Here is a 17,450-nt window from a genome sequence, read left to right on the forward strand (position 1 = left end):
GCCCGAAGACCGGCTCCGCCGGAACGAGACTTCTTCGTCGCCGCCGGCTCTGACCGCCATCATCCGCTACCTGCAAGCGGGAGAACGCCCTTGTCCATCCCCGCATCTTGACCGTCGCCGTCGTTTCTGCGGCCGAACCCTATGCTTGCTTCGATGATCCATTCACTCGACACACTCGCTCCCCGCCAGCGCGCACTGGTCGAAGCCTGGTTGCCCGCTGTCGAGGTCGAGGCCGACATGAGCTGGCGGTTGGTCGAGACCACGGTCTTGCGGGCAAGAGTGGGCGAGCAGGTCGTCGTCATCAAGGCGGGCGGCGCCTCGGATCATCACATCGCACGGGAGATCCGTGCCCACCGGGAGTGGACCGGACCGTGGGTGCAACACGGTCGGGCCGCCCGGATGCTCTACGCCGATGTCGACGCCAAGATACTGGTGACGGCATACGTTCCCGGGACGCTGGTCCAGGGAACGACGGCAGCCGCAGAGATGGACATTTACGTGCAGGCAGGCGAGCTCCTGCGTGAGTTCCATGCGCAAGCGGCAATCGAGGACCCCGACTACGAAACTCGGATGAACGCCAAAGCGCTGGCGTGGCTTGACGGACCCCATCGGATCGCGCCGGACGTCGTCGAAGTGCTGCGGGCCTTCATCCGGTCCTGGCCGCGGCTCACCGTCACTTGCGTTCCCACTCATGGCGACTGGCAGGGTCGAAACTGGCTTCTCGACAACGGGGTGCTGCGAGTGATCGATCTGGGGCGCGCGGGCCTGCGACCGGCGGCTGAGGACCTCGAACGCCTCGCCGTCCAAGAGTTCGTCTGGCATCCCGGCGCGGAGGAGGCGTTCTTGTCCGGCTACGGCGCGGATCCGCGCGAGCCCGATCTGTGGGTCCGCCAACGCGCCCGGGCCGCGATCGGCACCGCATGCTGGGCCCATCAGATCGGCAACCAAGACTTCGAGGCGCAGGGGCACCGGATGATCGCGGACGTCCTCACCCAAGCGGCGTTAGCTGGGGCAGCCGCGGTGAGGGGTCGACCTTCACCGATGGTTGTGTGTGGCGGTGAGCACCGATCACTCGATGTGGTGCCGTCGAAAGCGCTGGCTAAGCTAGTTGGGTGGTTGACCAAGCGGTGAAGACGTACCAGGTGAAGACGTACGGCTGTCAGATGAACGTGCACGACTCCGAGCGCATCGGGGGCCTGCTCGAGGAGGCCGGGTACGTGCCGGTCGCAGCCGATGCCGCGCCGGACCTCGTCGTGTTCAACACCTGCGCGGTGCGCGAGAACGCCGACAACAAGCTCTACGGGAACCTCAGCCACCTCGCCCCCGCCAAGCGGGAGAACCCGGACATGCAGATCGCCGTCGGCGGCTGCCTGGCGCAGAAGGACCGCGGCGAGATCGTCAAGCGCGCGCCCTGGGTCGACGCCGTGTTCGGGACCCACAACATCGGCTCGCTGCCGGTGCTCCTGGAACGTGCCCGGCACAACCAGGAGGCCGAGGTCGAGATCCTCGAAACCCTGGAGACGTTCCCCTCGGCGCTCCCCACCAAGCGCGACTCCAACTACTCCGGTTGGGTCTCGATCTCCGTGGGCTGCAACAACACCTGCACGTTCTGCATCGTGCCGTCGCTGCGTGGCAAGGAGAAGGACCGCCGCCCCGGCGAGATCCTCGCGGAGGTCCAGGCGCTGGTCGACGAAGGCGTCACCGAGGTGACCCTGCTGGGCCAGAACGTCAACACGTACGGCGTCGAGTTCGGCGACAAGCTCGCCTTCGGGAAGCTCCTGCGCGCCTGCGGCGAGATCGAGGGCCTGGAGCGGGTGCGCTTCACCAGCCCGCACCCCAAGAACTTCACCGATGACGTGATCGCGGCGATGGCGGAGACGCCGAACGTGTGCCACTCGCTCCACATGCCGCTCCAGTCCGGTTCGGACAAGGTCCTCAAGGAGATGCGCCGCTCGTACCGCTCCGAGAAGTACCTGGGGATCATCGACGACGTCCGCAAGGCGATGCCGGACGCGGCCATCACCACCGACATCATCGTCGGCTTCCCCGGCGAGACCGAGGAGGACTTCCAGGCCACCCTCGACGTCGTCGAGAAGGCCCGCTTCTCCAGCGCCTTCACCTTCCAGTACTCGATCCGCCCCGGCACCCCCGCGGCGACGATGGAGGACCAGATCCCGAAGGCCGTCGTGCAGGAGCGCTACGAGCGCCTGGTCGAACTCCAGGAGCGCATCTCCTGGGAGGAGAACCGCAAGCTCGAGGGCATCGAGGTCGAAGTCCTGGTCACCGTTGGCGACGGCCGCAAGGACGCCGCGACCGGCCGCCTCTCGGGCCGGGCCCGCGACGGCCGCCTGGTGCACTTCAACGTGACCCCGAGCGAGACCGACCCGACCGGCAACGCCGAGGGCGTGCGCCCCGGCGACGTGATCACCACCAAGGTCACCTACGGCGCCCCGCACCACCTGGTGGCCGACAGTAAAGTGCTGACGCACCGCGCCACCAAGGCCGGCGACGCCTGGGCCGCGGGCAAGGCCACGAAGCTCCCCGGCGTGAGCCTCGGGATGCCCTCGATCGGCCGCAAACCCCAACCGAAGGCAGAAACGCCTGGCTGCGCCTGCTGATATCATTCTTATTTGAGTGCTATCATCGAGGCATGAAACAGCTTCTGCTCCGCGTTGACGACGATTTGCACGCTCGGCTCACCGAGCGGGCGAAGCGCGAGCACCGGTCGGTCAACGCCATCGCCAACGAAATCCTCGCCGTTGTCGGCGAAAGCAACGGCCGCACCGAGACCGAGAAGGTCCGGGCCCGAGCCGCCGCGCTCGGCATGCTCGCGGCCCCGCTCAAGGCCGTCGAGCACGGCAGGCAGGTCAGGGACGTCGAAGCCCTGCGCGCCGAAGTGCTCGAGTCCATGCGCGGTGTCGGCGAGATCCTGGACCGGATCCTCGACGAGGACCGGGACCGCCTGCTGTGATCGTCTACGCCGACTCCTCGGTGCTGGCGCGCTCCTACCTGCCCGACGAGCGCGGCCACCGCGAAGCCCTGAAACTCCTGCGCGACCCCGAGATCCTGGTGGTCACCGGCTCCTGGACGCGCATCGAGGTGGCGGGCGCCCTGGTCCGCACGGCCCGCGCGAAGAGCCGTGACAAGGGCCCGCTCCTGGACATCTGGGAGGCCGACACCGGCCCGGACGGCCCGATCACGATCATCACCGCCCCGCAGGCCGAAGTGGAGGCGCAGGCCTTCGAGATCGTGGCGACCCACGGCATGAGGGCGATGGACGCCTGGCACATCGCCACGGCCACCCTGCTCCTGCCCGAACTCGCGGCGGGCGAACCCTACGCCTTCGCCTCCCGCGACAAAGAACAGGCGGCGGTCGCCGAACTTAGAGGCTTCACCCTCGTCTGAGTGCCAGAATCGGTCGGTATGAAACCGGAACCTGATGCTCAGGCACAGCGCGATCTCATGTACGGTCCGTTCGACCTCGGATCGCTGTCCATCTTCTCGGGATCGTTCATCAATTTCGGGTACTGGGGCGCCCTTGAACCCGATCGTGAGATCACCGTGGAGGAGCGCGTCGCGAGCCATGCCGAGCTGTACCGGCAGGTCGCGATGAGTCTCGAACCCGAACCCGGCGACCGCCTCTTGGAGCTCGGCTGCGGTCTCGGCGTCGGCGCCGCACTGGTCGCCTCCGAGTACGACATCCACGTGTCCGGCTTGGACCGTTCCGCAACCCAGCTTGAACGGGCGCTGGCGATCAACGCCGACGCGATCAAGGCACTGGGCGGCGCGCTCTCGTTCGTCCGGGGCTCGGCCACCGACATCCCCTTGGACGACGTCTCTGTTGACGGCGTCTTCTCCGTCGAGATGCTCCAGCACGTGGACGACCTCGCCGCCGTGGCGCGCGAGGCCCACCGGGTCCTGCGACCCGGCGGGCGCTTCGCGGCCGCGACGTTCTTCGCGCCCGACGGCGCGGATGCGGCCGCTGTCGCCGATCTCCTCGAGACCGTCGCCTCCGGTGCCGACGTCATCCGTCCGGTGGGGGAGTTCGCCGCTGACCTGACCGCCGCCGGATTCGCCGACGTCTCCGTCGAGTCGATCGGCGAGCACGTGTGGCACCAGCTCGACCGGTGGATCACCCAGACCGAGTTCCGCATCTCCTGGGCTCGGAACTGGCTGCGCTGCTACGAGGAAGGCTTGATCGACTACTACCTCGTCACGGCGCTCCGCCCGGAGTAGGCCCTCAGTCGGCTTCGGCCTCGATGCCGGCTTTGACCGCTTCGCCGATCCCGCACAGGTGCTGAACCTGTCGCTTGCTCAGCCGGTCGATGACCATGCGCCGCACTCCGCGGCACCGAGCTCGGCGAGCGCACCGTCACGTTCGAGAAGACCGAGAACGGCGAAGTCGTCGAACGCCTCGTTTCGCCGAGGTCTGAGACGAGGCGTCCCGCGGATCCGATCGGATCCGCGGGACGCCCGCTAGACCAGGGAGTCCGCCCACTGGCGGTGCAGCGTGGCGTACTCGCCGCCGTGGTCGATGAGCTCGTTCGGGTGGCCGTCCTCGATGATGCGGCCGTGCTCCAGCACGAGCACCCGGTCGGCGATCTCCACCGTTGACAGGCGGTGGGCGATGATGATCGCCGTCCGGTCCGCCAGGATCGTGCGCAGCGCCTTCTGGACCAGCCGCTCCGACGGGATGTCGAGCGAGGAGGTCGCCTCGTCGAGGATGAGCACGCGCGGGTCGGCCAGGAACGCCCGCGCGAAGACCACCAGCTGGCGCTGGCCCGCCGAGAGGCGCCCGCCGCGCTTGCGCACGTGCGTGTCGTAGCCCTCCGGCAGCGCGTCGATGAACTCGTGCGCGCCGACGACCTTGGCAGCCTCGATGATCCGCTCCCGCGTCGCCCCCGGCTTGCCGAGTTCGATGTTCTCGGCGATGGTGCCGTTGAACAAGAAGTTCTCCTGCGTGATCATCACGATGTTGGCCCGCAGGTCCTGTTCGGTCAGCTCCCGCAGGTCGACGCCGTCGAGCGAGACCGTGCCCGCCTTCGGGTCGTAGAAGCGGCTCACGAGCTTCGCGATCGTCGTCTTGCCCGCGCCCGTCGCGCCCACGAGCGCCGTGGTCTGGCCGCCCGGGATGCGCAGGTCCAGGCCCGGCAGGACCACCTGGTCCTCCCGGTACTGGAACCGCACGTCGTCGAAGCGCAGCTCGCCCTTGGGATCCTCGATCGAACGGGGCTCCTCGGGCTCGGCCACCTCGACCTTCTCGTCCAGGACGCCCGAGATCTTCTCCAGAGCCGAAGTGGCCGACTGCAGGACGTTGTAGAACTGCACCAGCTCGTTGAGCGGGTCGAAGAACCGCTTCATGTAAAGCAGGAACGCCGCCAGCACACCGAGTTCGGTGTTGCCGTGCATGACCTGCCAGCCGCCGAACAGCAGCACCACGACCGTGGCGAGGTGCCCGATGCCGCGCATCCCGCCGGACATGAACGCGTTCTGCTGGTGCCCCTTCGCCTGCGCGAAACGGTTGTCGACGTTCAACCCCGCGAACAGCTCCCGGTCGCGCTCCTCGCGCCGGTACGCCTGCACCGCGCGCACCCCGCCCATCGACTCCACGAAGTAGACGATGAGCAGCGCGACGGTCTCGCGGGCGCGCCGGTACGCGAGCGTCGACACCCGGTTGAACCAGCGGCCCAACAGGATCATCAGCGGGAACGTCAGCAGCGTGACGGCCGCCAGCCGCGGGTCGATCACGAGCATGACCACCGTGATCGTGACGACGTTGAGCCCGGCGAGCACGAGGTCGTCGACGCCGTTCTCGGTCATCTCCCGGATCGACTCCATGTCGGAGCTCTGCCGGGCCGTCACGCGCCCCGAGGTGAACCGCTCGTGGAAGGACACCGACAGGTCCTGGAACTTGCGGAACACCCTGTTGCGCAACGTGAACAGCATCGCGTTGCCGACCTTCGCCGACTGCGCGATGTACAGCCGCACGGTCACGTACTTGAGGATCGAGACCACCGCGAACGCGACCGCGATGCCGATCAGCACCGAGTAGTCGCCGCGGTCGCGGATCGCCGGGATCGCGTTGTCGATCCCGAACATGACCAGGAGCGGCGTGGCCATGCTGGTGAAGTTCTGCACCACCAGGATCCCGCACAGGAACGCGATCGCCTTCTTGTGCGGGCGCAGCATCGAACCCAGCAGCCGCCGCGACTGGCTCCGCAGCTCCTTGATCGACTCGGCATCGTCCACCTCGGCGCTCGTCCGGTCGGCCTCCGCCGACTCGGCCTGGCCCCGCCAGTGCACGTGCTTGTCACCGGGCTTGTCTGTGGTCTGCTCAGTCGCCTTGTCCGCCACCGTCATGCGGCCACCTCTTCCGCTGCGCTCTCCAACGACGCCGCCGAGAGCACGTCCACGTACTCGGGGCTCGAGCCCATCAGCTCCGAGTGCCTCCCGAACGCCGCGATCCTGCCCTCGTGCAGCAGCGCGACCCGGTCCGCGAGCGCCACGGTCGAGGGCCGGTGGACCACGACGAGCGCGGTCGTCTCCTGCAGCACCTGCGCCAAGGCCCGCTCGACCAGTTCCTCGGTGTGCACGTCGAGCGCCGAGAGCGGATCGTCGAGCACCAGCACGGCGGGCCTGACGACCACGGCGCGCGCGAGCGCGAGGCGCTGGCGCTGGCCGCCGGACAGGGACAGGCCCTGCTCGCCGATGCGGGTGTCCAGGCCGTACGGCAGGTCGTGCACGAACTCGGCCTGCGCGACCCGAAGGGCCTGTTCGAGATCGGCCTCGTCGGCGTCGGGCCGGCCGAGGGCCAGGTTCTCGCGGACGCTCATCGAGAAGAGCGTCGCCTCCTCGAACGCGGTGGTCACCACCGAGCGCAGGTTCGCGAGCTGCAGATCGCGGATGTCGGTGCCGTCCAGGAGGATCCGACCGCCCGTGGGGTCGTTGAGCCGCGAAGGCAACGAGACGAGCGTGGACTTGCCCGAACCGGTCTTGCCCGCGATCGCGACGGTCTCGCCGGGCTTGACCCGCAGGTCGACGCCGCGCAGGATGTCGCGGGTGTCGTCCTCGTATCCGAAGCGCACGTCCTCGAAGACGAGTTCGCCGCGGAGCGCCCCGCGGTCGATCGCCTTGGCGCCGGGCCGGTCCTTGATGGCCGGTTCGGTGTCGAGGACCTCGTAGACGCGGTCGGCGGCGGTCATGGCCTCGTTGCCGTGGGCCATCACCCAGCCGCTGGCCTCGATCGGCCACAGCAGCGCCAGCTGCAGCATGACGAACGCGGTCAGGTCGCCCACCGACAGCCGTCCTTCGGCGACCATGATCGAGCCGAAGGTCAGGACCGCGCCGATGGCGGCGGTCGCGATGGCGTCGTAGCCCGACCAGGAGCGGGACGCGATGAGGCTCTTGCGGATGCCCCGGTCGCGCAGCTCGGCGGCCTCCTTCTCGAAGCGGGCCGCCATGAGCGGGCCGCGCCCGAGCGCCTTGATCGCCCGGATGCCGAGCGCGGACTCCTCTGCGGCACTGGAGACCTCACCGGACTGATCCTGCTCGGACCGCGCCGCGGGCAGATAGCCCCGGAAGAACTTCCGGCCGATGAGGAACAGCGGCACGGCCGAGGCCGCGACGATGAGGGCCAGCCGCCATTCGATGAACAGCAGCTGGCCCAGGATGATGACGATCATGCCGATCGAGGTGATCGCGAAGACCAGGCCGCCGGCGAAGAACCGCCGGATCATGCCGAGGTCGGAGGTGACGCGGGCGAGGAGCTGCCCGGTCTGCCAGCGGTCGTGGAAACCGGTGTGCAACCGCTGGAGGTGTTCGTAGAGCCCGGCCCGCATGTCCGCCTCGATCGCCATCGCGGTCGTGGTCTGCATGTAGCGCCGGGAGAGCTGGAGGATCGCGTCGGCCGCGCCGAGGAGGGCGATGAAGCCCACGATCACCCACAGGCCGTGCATGTCGCGGTGGCTGATCGGGCCGTCGATGGCCCGGCCGACCAGCGGGGGAATGGCCAGGCCGGAGGCGATGTTGAGGAGGACCATCGTCCACAGCAGTGCCAGCCGGTACCGGTAGGGGTACAGGTACTTCTTGATCCGCCACAGGTTCGTCAGCGCCGTCTTACGGGCCGGTGCCGAATGCTGCGGCTCGAGATCGTCTGTTTCGGACAGTTCTGGAGTTTTCAACCGCTCTGAGCCCACTGATCCACCGTACGAGCAGGGTACGACACCGGGCAATCGAATTTCACCTGCCGACCGGTAGGCGGTCGGCAGGTGAACGGTCCGCGTCCTAATGGAGCAGCAGGTCGCGCAGCGCGTCCGCGCCCTTGAAACCGATCGCCTCGGCGTACGCCTCCATGGAACCGAATCGGGCGTCAATCTCCTTGATGGTCTGGAGCATCGCCTCGGCGGGGGTGGCCAGGCCGCCCTCGACCTCGGGCTTGCCGAACTTCTCGTCGCGCCACGCGCGCCAGCGCGCCGACCCGAACGAGGTGAGGGCGTAATCCGCGGCGATGTCCTCGTCGTCGACCCCGAGAATCGAGAGGAGGACCGCCGCGACGATCCCGGTGCGGTCCTTCCCGGCCATGCAGTGGAACACCACCGGCTCGCCGCTCGCGATCACGTCGAGCGAATCTCGAATGGACAGGTATCCGGCCTCCATCATCCCGGTGTAGCGGTGCCGGAGGAACTCGATGAGCTCGTCCTCGTCCGAGAAGCTGGTCGTCCGCCGCCCGATCTGCTCCCATTTGATGTGGAGCAGTTCGAAGTGGTGGAAATCGACGCCGTCGATCTCGGGGAACCGGCCGGACTCGTCCCATTCCTCGGCCCGTCGCAGGTCGATCACGTGCTTGATCCCGAGGTGGTTCACGACGTGGTCGATGTCGGCCTCGGTGGCGTTGCCGAAGTTGTCGGAGCGGAAGACCTGACCGGTCTTGACCTTCTTGCCGCCCAGGGCGTTCCAGCCGCCCACGTCGCGGAGGTTGAAGACGTTCTCGGTCGGGACGAACTGCTGGGGGAGCGTCTCCGGATCGGTGTGTTCCAGGACCATGGCGGCTGCCTTCCTTTCGACGGGGTACGCGTAGGGGATCGGCCGGGGCACAAGCGAACGGCGTGAACCGTATCGGTCCACGCCGTTGTAGCCCTGCTCCATTATCCCGATTCGTCCGCGAACGCGCTCATGCGTTCTCGCGAATCCAGGGACAACGGCAGGTTTCGCTTACTTGGCGCCCTCAGCCAGCGCGAGGAACTGCTTCTTGCCGGCCAGGTCGGCCTCCGCCTTCTTGATCCGGCTGGCGTTCCCGTCGGCCTTGGCGCGCTCGAGCTTCTCCTCGGCCTCGGCGACCTGCTGGCGCATCTGGAGCAGCAGCGGGTTCTCGTCGACCGGGACCTTGCGCCAGGCGGTGTCCAGCGCGTCGCGGAGCTTGTCCTCGACGTTGCGCAGGCGCCGCTGCAGCTTGGCCTGGTTCTTGCGCGGGACCGCGCCGATGTCGTGCCAGCCGGCCTGCAGCTCGCGGAACGCGTTCTGCGCGGCCTTCGGGTCCTTCTCGATGTCGAGCGCCTCGGCCTGCTTGAGCAGCTCTTCCTTCGCGGCCTGGTTGGCGTCCAGCTCCGCGTCGCGGGCCGAGAACACCTCCGAGCGGGCGTTGAAGAACACGTCCTGCGCGGCACGGAACCGCTTCCAGGCCTTCTGCTCGGCGTCCGGCGCCAGTCGCCCGGCGTCCTTCCACTCGGCCATGAGGCCCTTGAGCGCGTCGGCCGTGGGTCCCCAGTCGGTCGAGGTCGACAGCGCCTCGGCGCGGGCGATCAGCTCTTCCTTCTTCGACCCGATCACCTTGCGTTCGGCGTCGAGCTGCGAGAAGTAGGCGCCGCGGTGGCGCGTGAACGTGTCGCGCGCGGACGAGAACCGGCGCCACAGCTTCTGGTCGGTCTTCCGGTCGACCCCGTGGATCGCCTTCCACTCCTCGATGATCTCGCTGAAGCGGGCGCCCGAGGCCTTCCAGTGGCTGTCCTTCGCCGCGAGCTCTTCCGCCTCGGCCACGAGGGCCTCCTTGGCGGCGACGGCTTCGGCGCGTTCGGCGTCCTTGGCGGCCTTGAACTCGCCGAGCTTGTCGTCGGCGTGCTTCGACAGGCCGTCGAGGCGGGTGGCGAGGCCGTCCACGTCCCCGACCACGGCCGCGGTGTCGAGGCCCTCGCGGAGCTTGCGCAGCTGCGAGGCCGCCTGCTCCACGTCGGCCGACTCCGAGTTCAGGCGGGCGGCGATGAGATCGACTTCGACCACGAGGTCGGCGTACTTCCGCGCGAAGTGCGCGAGGCCCTCCTCGGTAGAGCCGGCCTGCCACGAGCCGACCGCGCGCTCGCCGGAGGAGGTTTTCACATAGACCGTGCCGTCGGCGTCAACGCGGCCGAAGCTGGTCCAGTCTCCGAGGTCACTCATCGCGGTAATCTCAAATCCTTCACACGAACTTAGGGACGTATTTCCCGTACCTTACGGTGGTTGACGGGTAGCCGCCAGTCGGGTGGTGCCGACACGAACCGAAGGGGTCGTTCAGTTGGGCTCTGCATCGCACGCTGGCAGCCTCCCCACCCTACAGCCGCCGGTGATCGCCGTCGTAGGCCCCACCGCGGCGGGGAAGACCGCCCTGTCCATTGCGCTTGCCGAGGCACTGGACGGCGAGGTGGTGAACGCCGACTCCATGCAGCTCTATCGTGGCATGGACATCGGCACCGCGAAGGTCACCGAGGCCGAGCGGCGCGGTATCCCCCATCATGTCTTCGACGTCCTGGACGTCACCGAACCCGCCGATGTGGCCAGTTACCAGCAGCTCGCCCGCGCTGCCATCGCCGGCATCCGCGCCCGCGGCAGGCGCCCGGTCCTCGTCGGCGGCTCCGGCCTCTACGTGCAGGCCGCGCTCGACGAGATGGACTTCCCCGGCACCGACCCCGTGATCCGCGCCAGGCTCGAAGCCGAGCTCGAACGCGACGGGTCGGCCGCGCTGTGGGAGCGACTGAAGGCCCTCGACCCCGCAGCCGCGAAGGCGATCCTGGCCTCGAACGGCCGCCGCGTCGTGCGCGCCCTCGAAGTCGTGGAGCTCACCGGCTCCTTCACCGCGAGCCTGCCCGTGCCGCGAGCACACGTCGAGGCGATCCGCATCGGCGTCGACCTCGACACCGCGATCTTGGACGAACGCATCGAGCGGCGCGTCCGGCACATGTGGGACGCCGGGCTCCTCGACGAGGTCCGCGCCCTCGAGAAGCAGGGCCTCCGCAAGGGCCGCACGGCTTCCCGAGCCCTCGGCTACCAGCAGGTGCTGGCGCATTTCGCGGGGGAGTACGACGAGGCCGAGGCCTTCCGGCTCACCGTTCAGGGCACCCGCCGCTTCGTGCGGCGCCAGCGCTCCTGGTTCAAGAGAGACGGCCGCATCGAGTGGCTCGATGCGGCCGATCCTCAGCTCGTCCCGGCCGCGCTCGCGAGAGCGGCGGCGCGCGCGTAAAGCGATTACGCGCGCGGGTTCGGGGCCGTGGTCTCCTTCGGGTCGGTCACGGAGACCGGCTCGAGGAGCTTGTTGATCTCGTCCATGACCTCGGCGTCGAGCTTGACGCCGACGGCCTTGACGTTCTCGACGACCTGCTCGGGACGGGTCGCGCCGATGATCGCGGCGGACACGTTCGTGTTCTGCAGCACCCACGCCAGGCTCAGCTGGGCGATGGTGAGGTCGAGCTTCTCGGCGATCGGGCCGAGCGCCTGGACGCGCGTGAGCACGTCGTCGTTCATCCATGCCTCGACGAAGCGGCCGAACTTGGGGTCGGCGCCGCGCGAGCCCGCGGGAGCGGACTGGCCCGGCTTGTACTTGCCGGAGAGGATGCCGCCGGCCAGCGGGGACCAGACGATCTGCCCGATGCCGAGCTCCTCGGAGGCCGGGACGACCTCGGCCTCGATGACCCGCCACAGGGCCGAGTACTGGGGCTGGCTGGAGACCAGCTGGATCTTCAGCTCCTTGGCGAGCTCGGCGCCGGCGCGGATCTGCTCGGCGGTCCACTCGGAGACGCCGATGTAGTGGGCCTTGCCGGAGTGGACCACGTCGGCGAACGCCTGCATGGTCTCCTCGAGCGGCGTCTCGACGTCCCAGCGGTGCGCCTGGTACAGCTCGACGCGGTCGGTCTGGAGGCGCGCCAGGGAGTTGTCGATGGACTCCTTGATGTGCTTGGTGGACAGGCCGCGGTCGTTCTTGCCGGGGCCCATCGGCCAGTAGACCTTGGTGAAGATCTCGATACCGTCGCGGCGCTGGTCCTTCAGCGCCCGTCCGAGGACTTCCTCAGCGGCGCCCTGCGCGTAGACGTCGGCGGTGTCGAAGGTGGTGATGCCGGCTTCGAGGGCGGCGTTCACGCACGCGATCGCGGCGTCCTCTTCCACCTGCCCGCCGTGGGTGATCCAGTTGCCGTAGACCAGTTCGGAAATGACGAGGCCTGAGCGGCCGAGATGACGAAACTCCATGCCCAAGAGATTACCTGCCGTGCGGCTAGCGTCAACGACTCCAACGTCACACGCGGGCGAACGGGCAGTGCTCAGAGCGGCCCGTCGTCGATCGATACGGCCGCGTCCAAGGTGCGCAGTGCTTCGGCGCGGTCGACCCGCAGCGGCACGATCTCGTTGCCGTCCAAGCCGAGCACAGCCCACGAGTAGCCGTCGGTGGCGAGGAACCCGGACGGGTGGACTTCGACGCGCTGGTAGCGCGGGGGCACGACGACGCGCCCGGTCTTGTGGATGACGAGCGAGCGGCCGCGCTGGTTGGCGACGGCGACGCCGTTGACGAATCCGGTGACGGTGCGGCCGTCGGCGGTCGGAGTCTCCATGGCGGTGTAGAGCATCGGGACGACGACGGTGCCGGTGCGGTCGATCGCGCCCCAGTCGGCCTGGCACACCGCGGCGACGCCGCCGCGGAAGTCACCCGCCTGGCTGAACGCGGCCTGCACGACAGGCCGCCCGTCCGGTCCCATGTAGCCGAAGCGGCCGGTCTGCGGGTCCTGGAACCGTTCGGGCGCGGGGTGCCCGGCGCGTTCGGGCCAGCCGCGCGGGGAGGGCCCGAACCCGGCTTTGGCGGCGTGCTCTTCGATGAGCGAGAGCGCGGTCTCGACGATCTGCATGACGAACCCGTGCGGGTTCTGCTCGGAGGCGCGCTGCACGTGGATGAGCGATTCGGTGATGCGGCCCTGGGCGATGCACGACAGGCCCGCGTACGCGCGCACCGCGCCCATCAGGGTCCTTGGCAGCTCGCCGGCTTCGGCGAGCGCGAACAGCTGGTCGGCCTCCTCGTAGCGGCCGCGCACGCGCAGCACTTGCGCCAGGCGCGCCCGGGCGGGGGCCAGCAGCAGGTCGGCGCCGACGGCTTCGGCGTACTTCACGGCCGCCGCTGCGTCGACTTCGGCGCCGTCGAAGTCGCCGAGCACGCGAAGGATCACCGCGCGCACGCCGAGGAGCCGGGACTGGTCGGCCTCGGCGGTGTGCCGGGCCAGGCGCAGCGTGGCCTCCTCGCGGATCTGCTGGAGCGCCACGGTGTCGGCGATCGCGTGCCGCATGGTCGCGCGATCGAGCGGGCCGAGGGCGCGGAACAGCCCTGCCCGCAAGTCCACCGCGACATCCACCACGTTGACTACTTTCCGGGGTCAGAGAGGGCTACGACAGTTCGAGGGTAAGCCATGTCAGACCCGGGTACGACAGCAGAACGATCTCGGGCCTGATCGGTGCAAAGCGGGCGGGACGGGCATCCCGCCGCGCTTACTTGACGACCTTGCCGAGGTCGTCTTCTTTCGCCTTGTAGCTCATGCGGGCTCGCGGGTTGCGCATCGAGCGGGGCATGATGCTCCGCTGGATCGCGTACCAGTAGAGGCCGCCCTTGCGCTGCTCGGTCTTGGGGAACCGCTTGAACACGATCCGCTTGACGCGGCGCGTCAGGAACACCGACTCGACCACGATGACGGCCGTCAAGGCGATGAGCGCGATGAACAGGTAGCTCTGGAGCTGCACCGAGCCGGAGGTGGAGAGGATCAGGATGCCGAAGGCGCCGAACATGTAGTACTGGCCGACGGACCAGCGGGAGTCCACGATGTCGCGCACGAGGAGCTTCTCGGCCCCGCGGTCGCGCGGCAGGTGGTACTTGTCGAAGAGCGGGTCGCCCTTCCACTGGCCCTCGGCGATGCGCGCGCGCTCGGCGCGGAGGTCTTCCTTCGCCTGCTTCTTCTGCTCTTTGGTGAGCGGGCCCGACTTCTTCTGGGCTTCCCGCTTCTCCTTCGCCGTCATCGGCGGGTTGACCGGGGGCCGCGCTTTGGACTGGTTGGGCCGCTTGGGCGTGGCCTTCCCCTTCTTGTCCGTCGCGGCGGCGTGCCTCGTCGTCTCTGCGGCGTCAGTGTTCTCAACGGCAGGTGCTGCCTGGGTGGACTTCTTCGCCACGGACGTTCGGCCTTCCTCGACTCGCTGCGGGATGCTGCTCCCCAAGCATACCTACGCCGGTTCGACCCGCTCCGGCTCAGTTACGGGTCGCACCGGTCAGCGGGAATCAGACGCGGCTGGAGGCGCTGGGACGCTCGATCTTCGCGCCCAGTCCGAGGAGTTTCGCCTCGAAGTTCTCGTAGCCGCGCGTGATGTAGCGGTCCACGCCGTAGACGCGCGAGGTGCCCTCGGCGGCCATGGCGGCGATGAGGTGGCTGAACCCGGCGCGCAGGTCGGGGATCTGCAGGTCCGCGGCGTGCAGCTTCGTGGGCCCGGCGATGACGGCCGAGTGCAGGAAGTTGCGGCGGCCCCAGCGGCACGGCGTCCCGCCGAGGCAGTCGGAGTACAGCTCGATGTTCGCGCCCATGCCGCGCAGTTCGCGGGTGTAGCCGAAGCGGTTCTCGTACACGGTCTCGTGCATGATCGACAGGCCGTCGGCCTGGGTGAGCGCCACGACGATCGGCTGCTGCCAGTCGGTCATGAGCCCGGGGTGCACGTCGGTCTCGAGCGCGACCGGCTTGAGCGCGGTGCCCGGGTGCCAGAAGCGGATGCCGCCGTCGACCGGGTGGTCGTTCACCTCGTACGCGCCGCCGATGGAGCGGAACACGTTGAGGAACGTCATCATGTCGGTCTGCTGAGCGCCGCGCACGAACACGCTGCCCTGGGTGGCGAGCGCCGCGGAGGCCCACGAGGCGGCCTCGATGCGGTCGGGCAGGGCCCGGTGCTCGTAGCCCTTGAGCTCGTCCACGCCCACGATCTCGATCACGCGGTTGGTGTGGACCTTGATGATCGCGCCCATCTTCTGCAGGATGCAGATGAGGTCGACGATCTCCGGCTCGATCGCGGCGTTGCGCAGTTCGGTGGTGCCCTTGGCCATCACGGCGGTGAGCAGGACCTGCTCGGTGGCGCCGACCGACGGGTATTCGAGCTCGTAGCGGATGCCGTGGAGTCCGTTGGGGGCCGACAGGTGCGTGCCGTCGGCGTCCTTGTCGACGACCGCTCCGAACTTGCGGAGCGCGTCGAGGTGGAAGTCGATGGGGCGGCCGCCGATGTTGCATCCGCCGAGGTCGGGGATGAAGGCGCGGCCGAGGCGGTGCAGGAGGGGACCGCACAGGAGGATCGGGATGCGGCTGGTCCCGGCGTGGACGTTGATCTCCTCGACGCCGGCGGACTCGACCGAGGTGGGGTCCATGTAGAGCGTGTCGCCGTCGAGGTCGACGTCGACCCCGTGGACGCGGAGCAGTCCGGTGACGACTTCGACGTCGCGGATGGCGGGGACCGAGCGCAGCACCGAGGGGGAGGTGCCCAGGAGGGCGGCGACCATCGCCTTGGAGACGAGGTTCTTCGCACCGCGGACCTGGACCTCGCCTTCGAGGGGGGTGCCGCCGTGGATGATCAGCATGTCTTCGGAAGGCGCAGTTTCGGGGGTGGTGGCGTCGGTGCTGCTCAAGAGGTCTCCTCGGTGGGTGGAGTTCTGGGACTGAGGCCGGGAACCAGGAACGGAACGTTGGGCGTTCGGCTGTCGCGTGTTCGCCCGCAATTCGCTCGGCGGACCAACGATAACGGAATAGCCACAGGGAAAACGCCCAGGTAGCGGCATAACCCACGGTGATCATGCGCACCTGGAAGGCTGCAACGCACGAACCGGGCAAAGCGTGTTGAACGCCCGCGCGGGCCGCCGCGCGCCCCGTTAGGGACACGCGGCGACCCGCATCGGCGTTGCATTGGCTACGGCAGCGCGAGCATCCGGTCGAGCGCCTCGCGCGCGTATTCGGCGGTCGCGGGGTCGACGGTGATCGTGTTGGGCACCCGCCCGGCGACCAGCTCTTCCAAGGCCCACACCAGGTGCGGCAGGTCGATCCGGTTCATCGTCGAGCAGTAGCAGACGGTCTTGTCCAGGAACGAGATGTTCTTGTCCGGGAAGCGGTTCGCCAAGCGCCGCACCAGGTTCAGCTCGGTGCCGATGGCCCAGGACGAGCCGGGCTCGGCCGCGTCGAGCATCTTGATGATGTACTCGGTCGAACCGACGTAGTCCGCGGCCTCGACGACCTCGTGCTTGCACTCGGGGTGCACCAGGATGTTGACCTCGGGGTCGACCCGGCGCATCTCCTCCACGCATTCGAGCGTGAAGCGCCCGTGGACCGAGCAGTGGCCCTTCCACAGGATGATCTTGGCGTTCCGCAGCTCCTCGTCGGTGAGGCCGCCGCCCGGCTTGTGCGGGTTGTAGAGCACGCAGTCTTCGAGCGAGTAGCCCATCTCGCGGACCATCGTGTTGCGGCCCAGGTGCTGGTCGGGCAGGAACAGGACCTTCTCGCCCTGCTCGTAGGCCCACCGCAGCGCCCGCTCGGCGTTCGAGGAGGTGCACACGATGCCGCCTTCGCGGCCCACGAAGCCCTTGATCGCGGCCGTGGAGTTCATGTAGGTCACCGGGACGGTGGTCTCGGCGATGCCGATGCGCTTGAGGTCCTCCCAGCACTGCTCGACCTGCGAGGCCGTGGCCATGTCGGCCATCGAACAGCCCGCGGCGAGGTCGGGCAGGATCACCTGCTGGTGGTCGCCGGTGAGGATGTCGGCGCTCTCGGCCATGAAGTGCACGCCGCAGAAGAGGATGTACTCGGCGTCGGGTCGCGCGGCGGCCTGCTGGGCGAGCTTGAACGAGTCGCCGGTGACGTCGGCGAACTGGATCACCTCGTCGCGCTGGTAGTGGTGGCCCAGGATGAAGACGTTGCCGCCGAGGGCCTCCTTCGCGGCACGGGCGCGCTCGACCAGGTCGGGGTCGGAGGGCGCGGGCAGTTCGCCGGGGCAGTCGACGCCGCGCTCGGAGCCGGCGTCGGTACCGCGCCCGAGAAGCAGGAGCGCGGTCTGAGTGGAACCAGGTTCATTGAAGCCCGTCATGGCGGCAATGTTAGACCTTTGCGAGGACTTCTCGGTCGCCCTGAATCCGGCATGCGGACACCCGGTCCACCAGGTGG

Annotated in this window: 15 protein-coding genes; 6 read left to right on the forward strand and 9 right to left on the reverse strand. The window is 68.6% G+C overall.

Annotated features, from left to right (window positions below; translation table 11 throughout):
- The first annotated feature begins 153 nt into the window (after positions 1-153).
- From ACFO8M_RS02835 to ACFO8M_RS02855, 5 genes are read left to right on the forward strand one after another with little or no spacing between them, the layout of a single operon-like run.
- Complete coding sequence (locus ACFO8M_RS02835) at positions 154-1,131, forward strand: phosphotransferase family protein (RefSeq protein WP_387970189.1); 978 nt, start codon at positions 154-156, stop codon at positions 1,129-1,131.
- The gene (gene miaB / locus ACFO8M_RS02840; RefSeq protein WP_387970192.1) at positions 1,113-2,618 is read left to right on the forward strand and encodes a tRNA (N6-isopentenyl adenosine(37)-C2)-methylthiotransferase MiaB; all 1,506 of its coding nucleotides are present in this window, start codon (positions 1,113-1,115) and stop codon (positions 2,616-2,618) included. The genes ACFO8M_RS02835 and miaB overlap by 19 nt, the downstream gene beginning before the upstream one ends.
- Before the next feature lie 32 nt (positions 2,619-2,650).
- Positions 2,651-2,971: a FitA-like ribbon-helix-helix domain-containing protein gene (locus ACFO8M_RS02845; protein WP_387970195.1), complete on the forward strand. Its 321-nt coding sequence runs from the start codon at positions 2,651-2,653 to the stop codon at positions 2,969-2,971.
- Positions 2,968-3,405 (forward strand): type II toxin-antitoxin system VapC family toxin, encoded by a 438-nt coding sequence (locus ACFO8M_RS02850; RefSeq protein WP_387970198.1) that lies wholly within the window; start codon positions 2,968-2,970, stop codon positions 3,403-3,405. Before ACFO8M_RS02845 ends, ACFO8M_RS02850 begins: the two co-directional genes overlap by 4 nt.
- An 18-nt stretch (positions 3,406-3,423) precedes the next feature.
- Entirely contained in the window at positions 3,424-4,236 is an 813-nt protein-coding gene (locus ACFO8M_RS02855) for a class I SAM-dependent methyltransferase (protein WP_387970201.1), read from the forward strand.
- 240 nt (positions 4,237-4,476) lie between these two features.
- Here the strand turns inward: ACFO8M_RS02855 and ACFO8M_RS02860 are convergent, their stop codons facing one another.
- From ACFO8M_RS02860 to ACFO8M_RS02875, 4 genes are all read right to left on the reverse strand, one after another.
- A complete protein-coding gene (locus tag ACFO8M_RS02860; protein ID WP_387970204.1) occupies positions 4,477-6,360 on the reverse strand; it encodes an ABC transporter ATP-binding protein in 1,884 nt (627 codons plus the stop codon).
- Positions 6,357-8,195: an ABC transporter ATP-binding protein gene (locus ACFO8M_RS02865; protein ID WP_387970207.1), complete on the reverse strand. Its 1,839-nt coding sequence runs from the start codon at positions 8,193-8,195 to the stop codon at positions 6,357-6,359. The genes ACFO8M_RS02860 and ACFO8M_RS02865 overlap by 4 nt, the downstream gene beginning before the upstream one ends.
- 88 nt (positions 8,196-8,283) lie before the next feature.
- Positions 8,284-9,042 carry a tyrosine-protein phosphatase gene (locus tag ACFO8M_RS02870; RefSeq protein WP_387970210.1) on the reverse strand — a complete coding sequence of 253 codons (759 nt, stop codon included), beginning with the start codon at positions 9,040-9,042 and terminating at the stop codon, positions 8,284-8,286.
- A 168-nt stretch (positions 9,043-9,210) separates the two neighbouring features.
- Positions 9,211-10,428 carry a DUF349 domain-containing protein gene (locus ACFO8M_RS02875; protein ID WP_387970213.1) on the reverse strand — a complete coding sequence of 406 codons (1,218 nt, stop codon included), beginning with the start codon at positions 10,426-10,428 and terminating at the stop codon, positions 9,211-9,213.
- 85 nt (positions 10,429-10,513) lie between these two features.
- Between ACFO8M_RS02875 and miaA the strand changes: the two genes are divergently transcribed.
- Complete coding sequence (gene miaA / locus ACFO8M_RS02880; protein ID WP_387970216.1) at positions 10,514-11,485, forward strand: tRNA (adenosine(37)-N6)-dimethylallyltransferase MiaA; 972 nt, start codon at positions 10,514-10,516, stop codon at positions 11,483-11,485.
- Between the two features lie 5 nt (positions 11,486-11,490).
- Here miaA and ACFO8M_RS02885 read toward each other — a convergent pair whose 3' ends face one another.
- From ACFO8M_RS02885 to nadA, 5 genes are all read right to left on the reverse strand, one after another.
- On the reverse strand, positions 11,491-12,486 hold the full coding sequence (locus ACFO8M_RS02885) for an aldo/keto reductase family protein (protein WP_387970219.1): 996 nt from the start codon (positions 12,484-12,486) through the stop codon (positions 11,491-11,493).
- Between the two features lie 71 nt (positions 12,487-12,557).
- A complete protein-coding gene (locus ACFO8M_RS02890) occupies positions 12,558-13,637 on the reverse strand; it encodes a WG repeat-containing protein (protein WP_387970222.1) in 1,080 nt (359 codons plus the stop codon).
- 130 nt (positions 13,638-13,767) lie between these two features.
- Positions 13,768-14,439, reverse strand: a complete 672-nt coding sequence (locus ACFO8M_RS02895; protein WP_387970225.1) for a DUF3043 domain-containing protein — start codon at positions 14,437-14,439, stop codon at positions 13,768-13,770.
- A gap of 106 nt (positions 14,440-14,545) precedes the next feature.
- The gene (gene murA / locus ACFO8M_RS02900) at positions 14,546-15,880 is read right to left on the reverse strand and encodes a UDP-N-acetylglucosamine 1-carboxyvinyltransferase (RefSeq protein ID WP_387971174.1); all 1,335 of its coding nucleotides are present in this window, start codon (positions 15,878-15,880) and stop codon (positions 14,546-14,548) included.
- A gap of 326 nt (positions 15,881-16,206) precedes the next feature.
- Positions 16,207-17,373, reverse strand: a complete 1,167-nt coding sequence (gene nadA, locus ACFO8M_RS02905; RefSeq protein ID WP_387970228.1) for a quinolinate synthase NadA — start codon at positions 17,371-17,373, stop codon at positions 16,207-16,209.
- Positions 17,374-17,450: the final 77 nt, after the last annotated feature.

This window comes from Glycomyces rhizosphaerae, from assembly GCF_042647865.1.
GTDB lineage: Bacteria > Actinomycetota > Actinomycetes > Mycobacteriales > Micromonosporaceae > Glycomyces > Glycomyces rhizosphaerae.

What these genes read in the sequence shown, in the direction of transcription:
- ACFO8M_RS02835 (WP_387970189.1), top strand. Translation starts at nt 154, where the DNA reads ATGATCCATTCACTCGACACACTCGCTCCCCGCCAGCGCGCACTGGTC.
- ACFO8M_RS02845 (WP_387970195.1), top strand. Translation starts at nt 2,651, where the DNA reads ATGAAACAGCTTCTGCTCCGCGTTGACGACGATTTGCACGCTCGGCTC.
- ACFO8M_RS02855 (WP_387970201.1), top strand. Translation starts at nt 3,424, where the DNA reads ATGAAACCGGAACCTGATGCTCAGGCACAGCGCGATCTCATGTACGGT.
- ACFO8M_RS02860 (WP_387970204.1), bottom strand. Translation starts at nt 6,360, where the DNA reads ATGACGGTGGCGGACAAGGCGACTGAGCAGACCACAGACAAGCCCGGT.
- ACFO8M_RS02870 (WP_387970210.1), bottom strand. Translation starts at nt 9,042, where the DNA reads ATGGTCCTGGAACACACCGATCCGGAGACGCTCCCCCAGCAGTTCGTC.
- ACFO8M_RS02875 (WP_387970213.1), bottom strand. Translation starts at nt 10,428, where the DNA reads ATGAGTGACCTCGGAGACTGGACCAGCTTCGGCCGCGTTGACGCCGAC.
- ACFO8M_RS02885 (WP_387970219.1), bottom strand. Translation starts at nt 12,486, where the DNA reads ATGGAGTTTCGTCATCTCGGCCGCTCAGGCCTCGTCATTTCCGAACTG.
- murA (WP_387971174.1), bottom strand. Translation starts at nt 15,880, where the DNA reads ATGCTGATCATCCACGGCGGCACCCCCCTCGAAGGCGAGGTCCAGGTC.
- nadA (WP_387970228.1), bottom strand. Translation starts at nt 17,373, where the DNA reads ATGACGGGCTTCAATGAACCTGGTTCCACTCAGACCGCGCTCCTGCTT.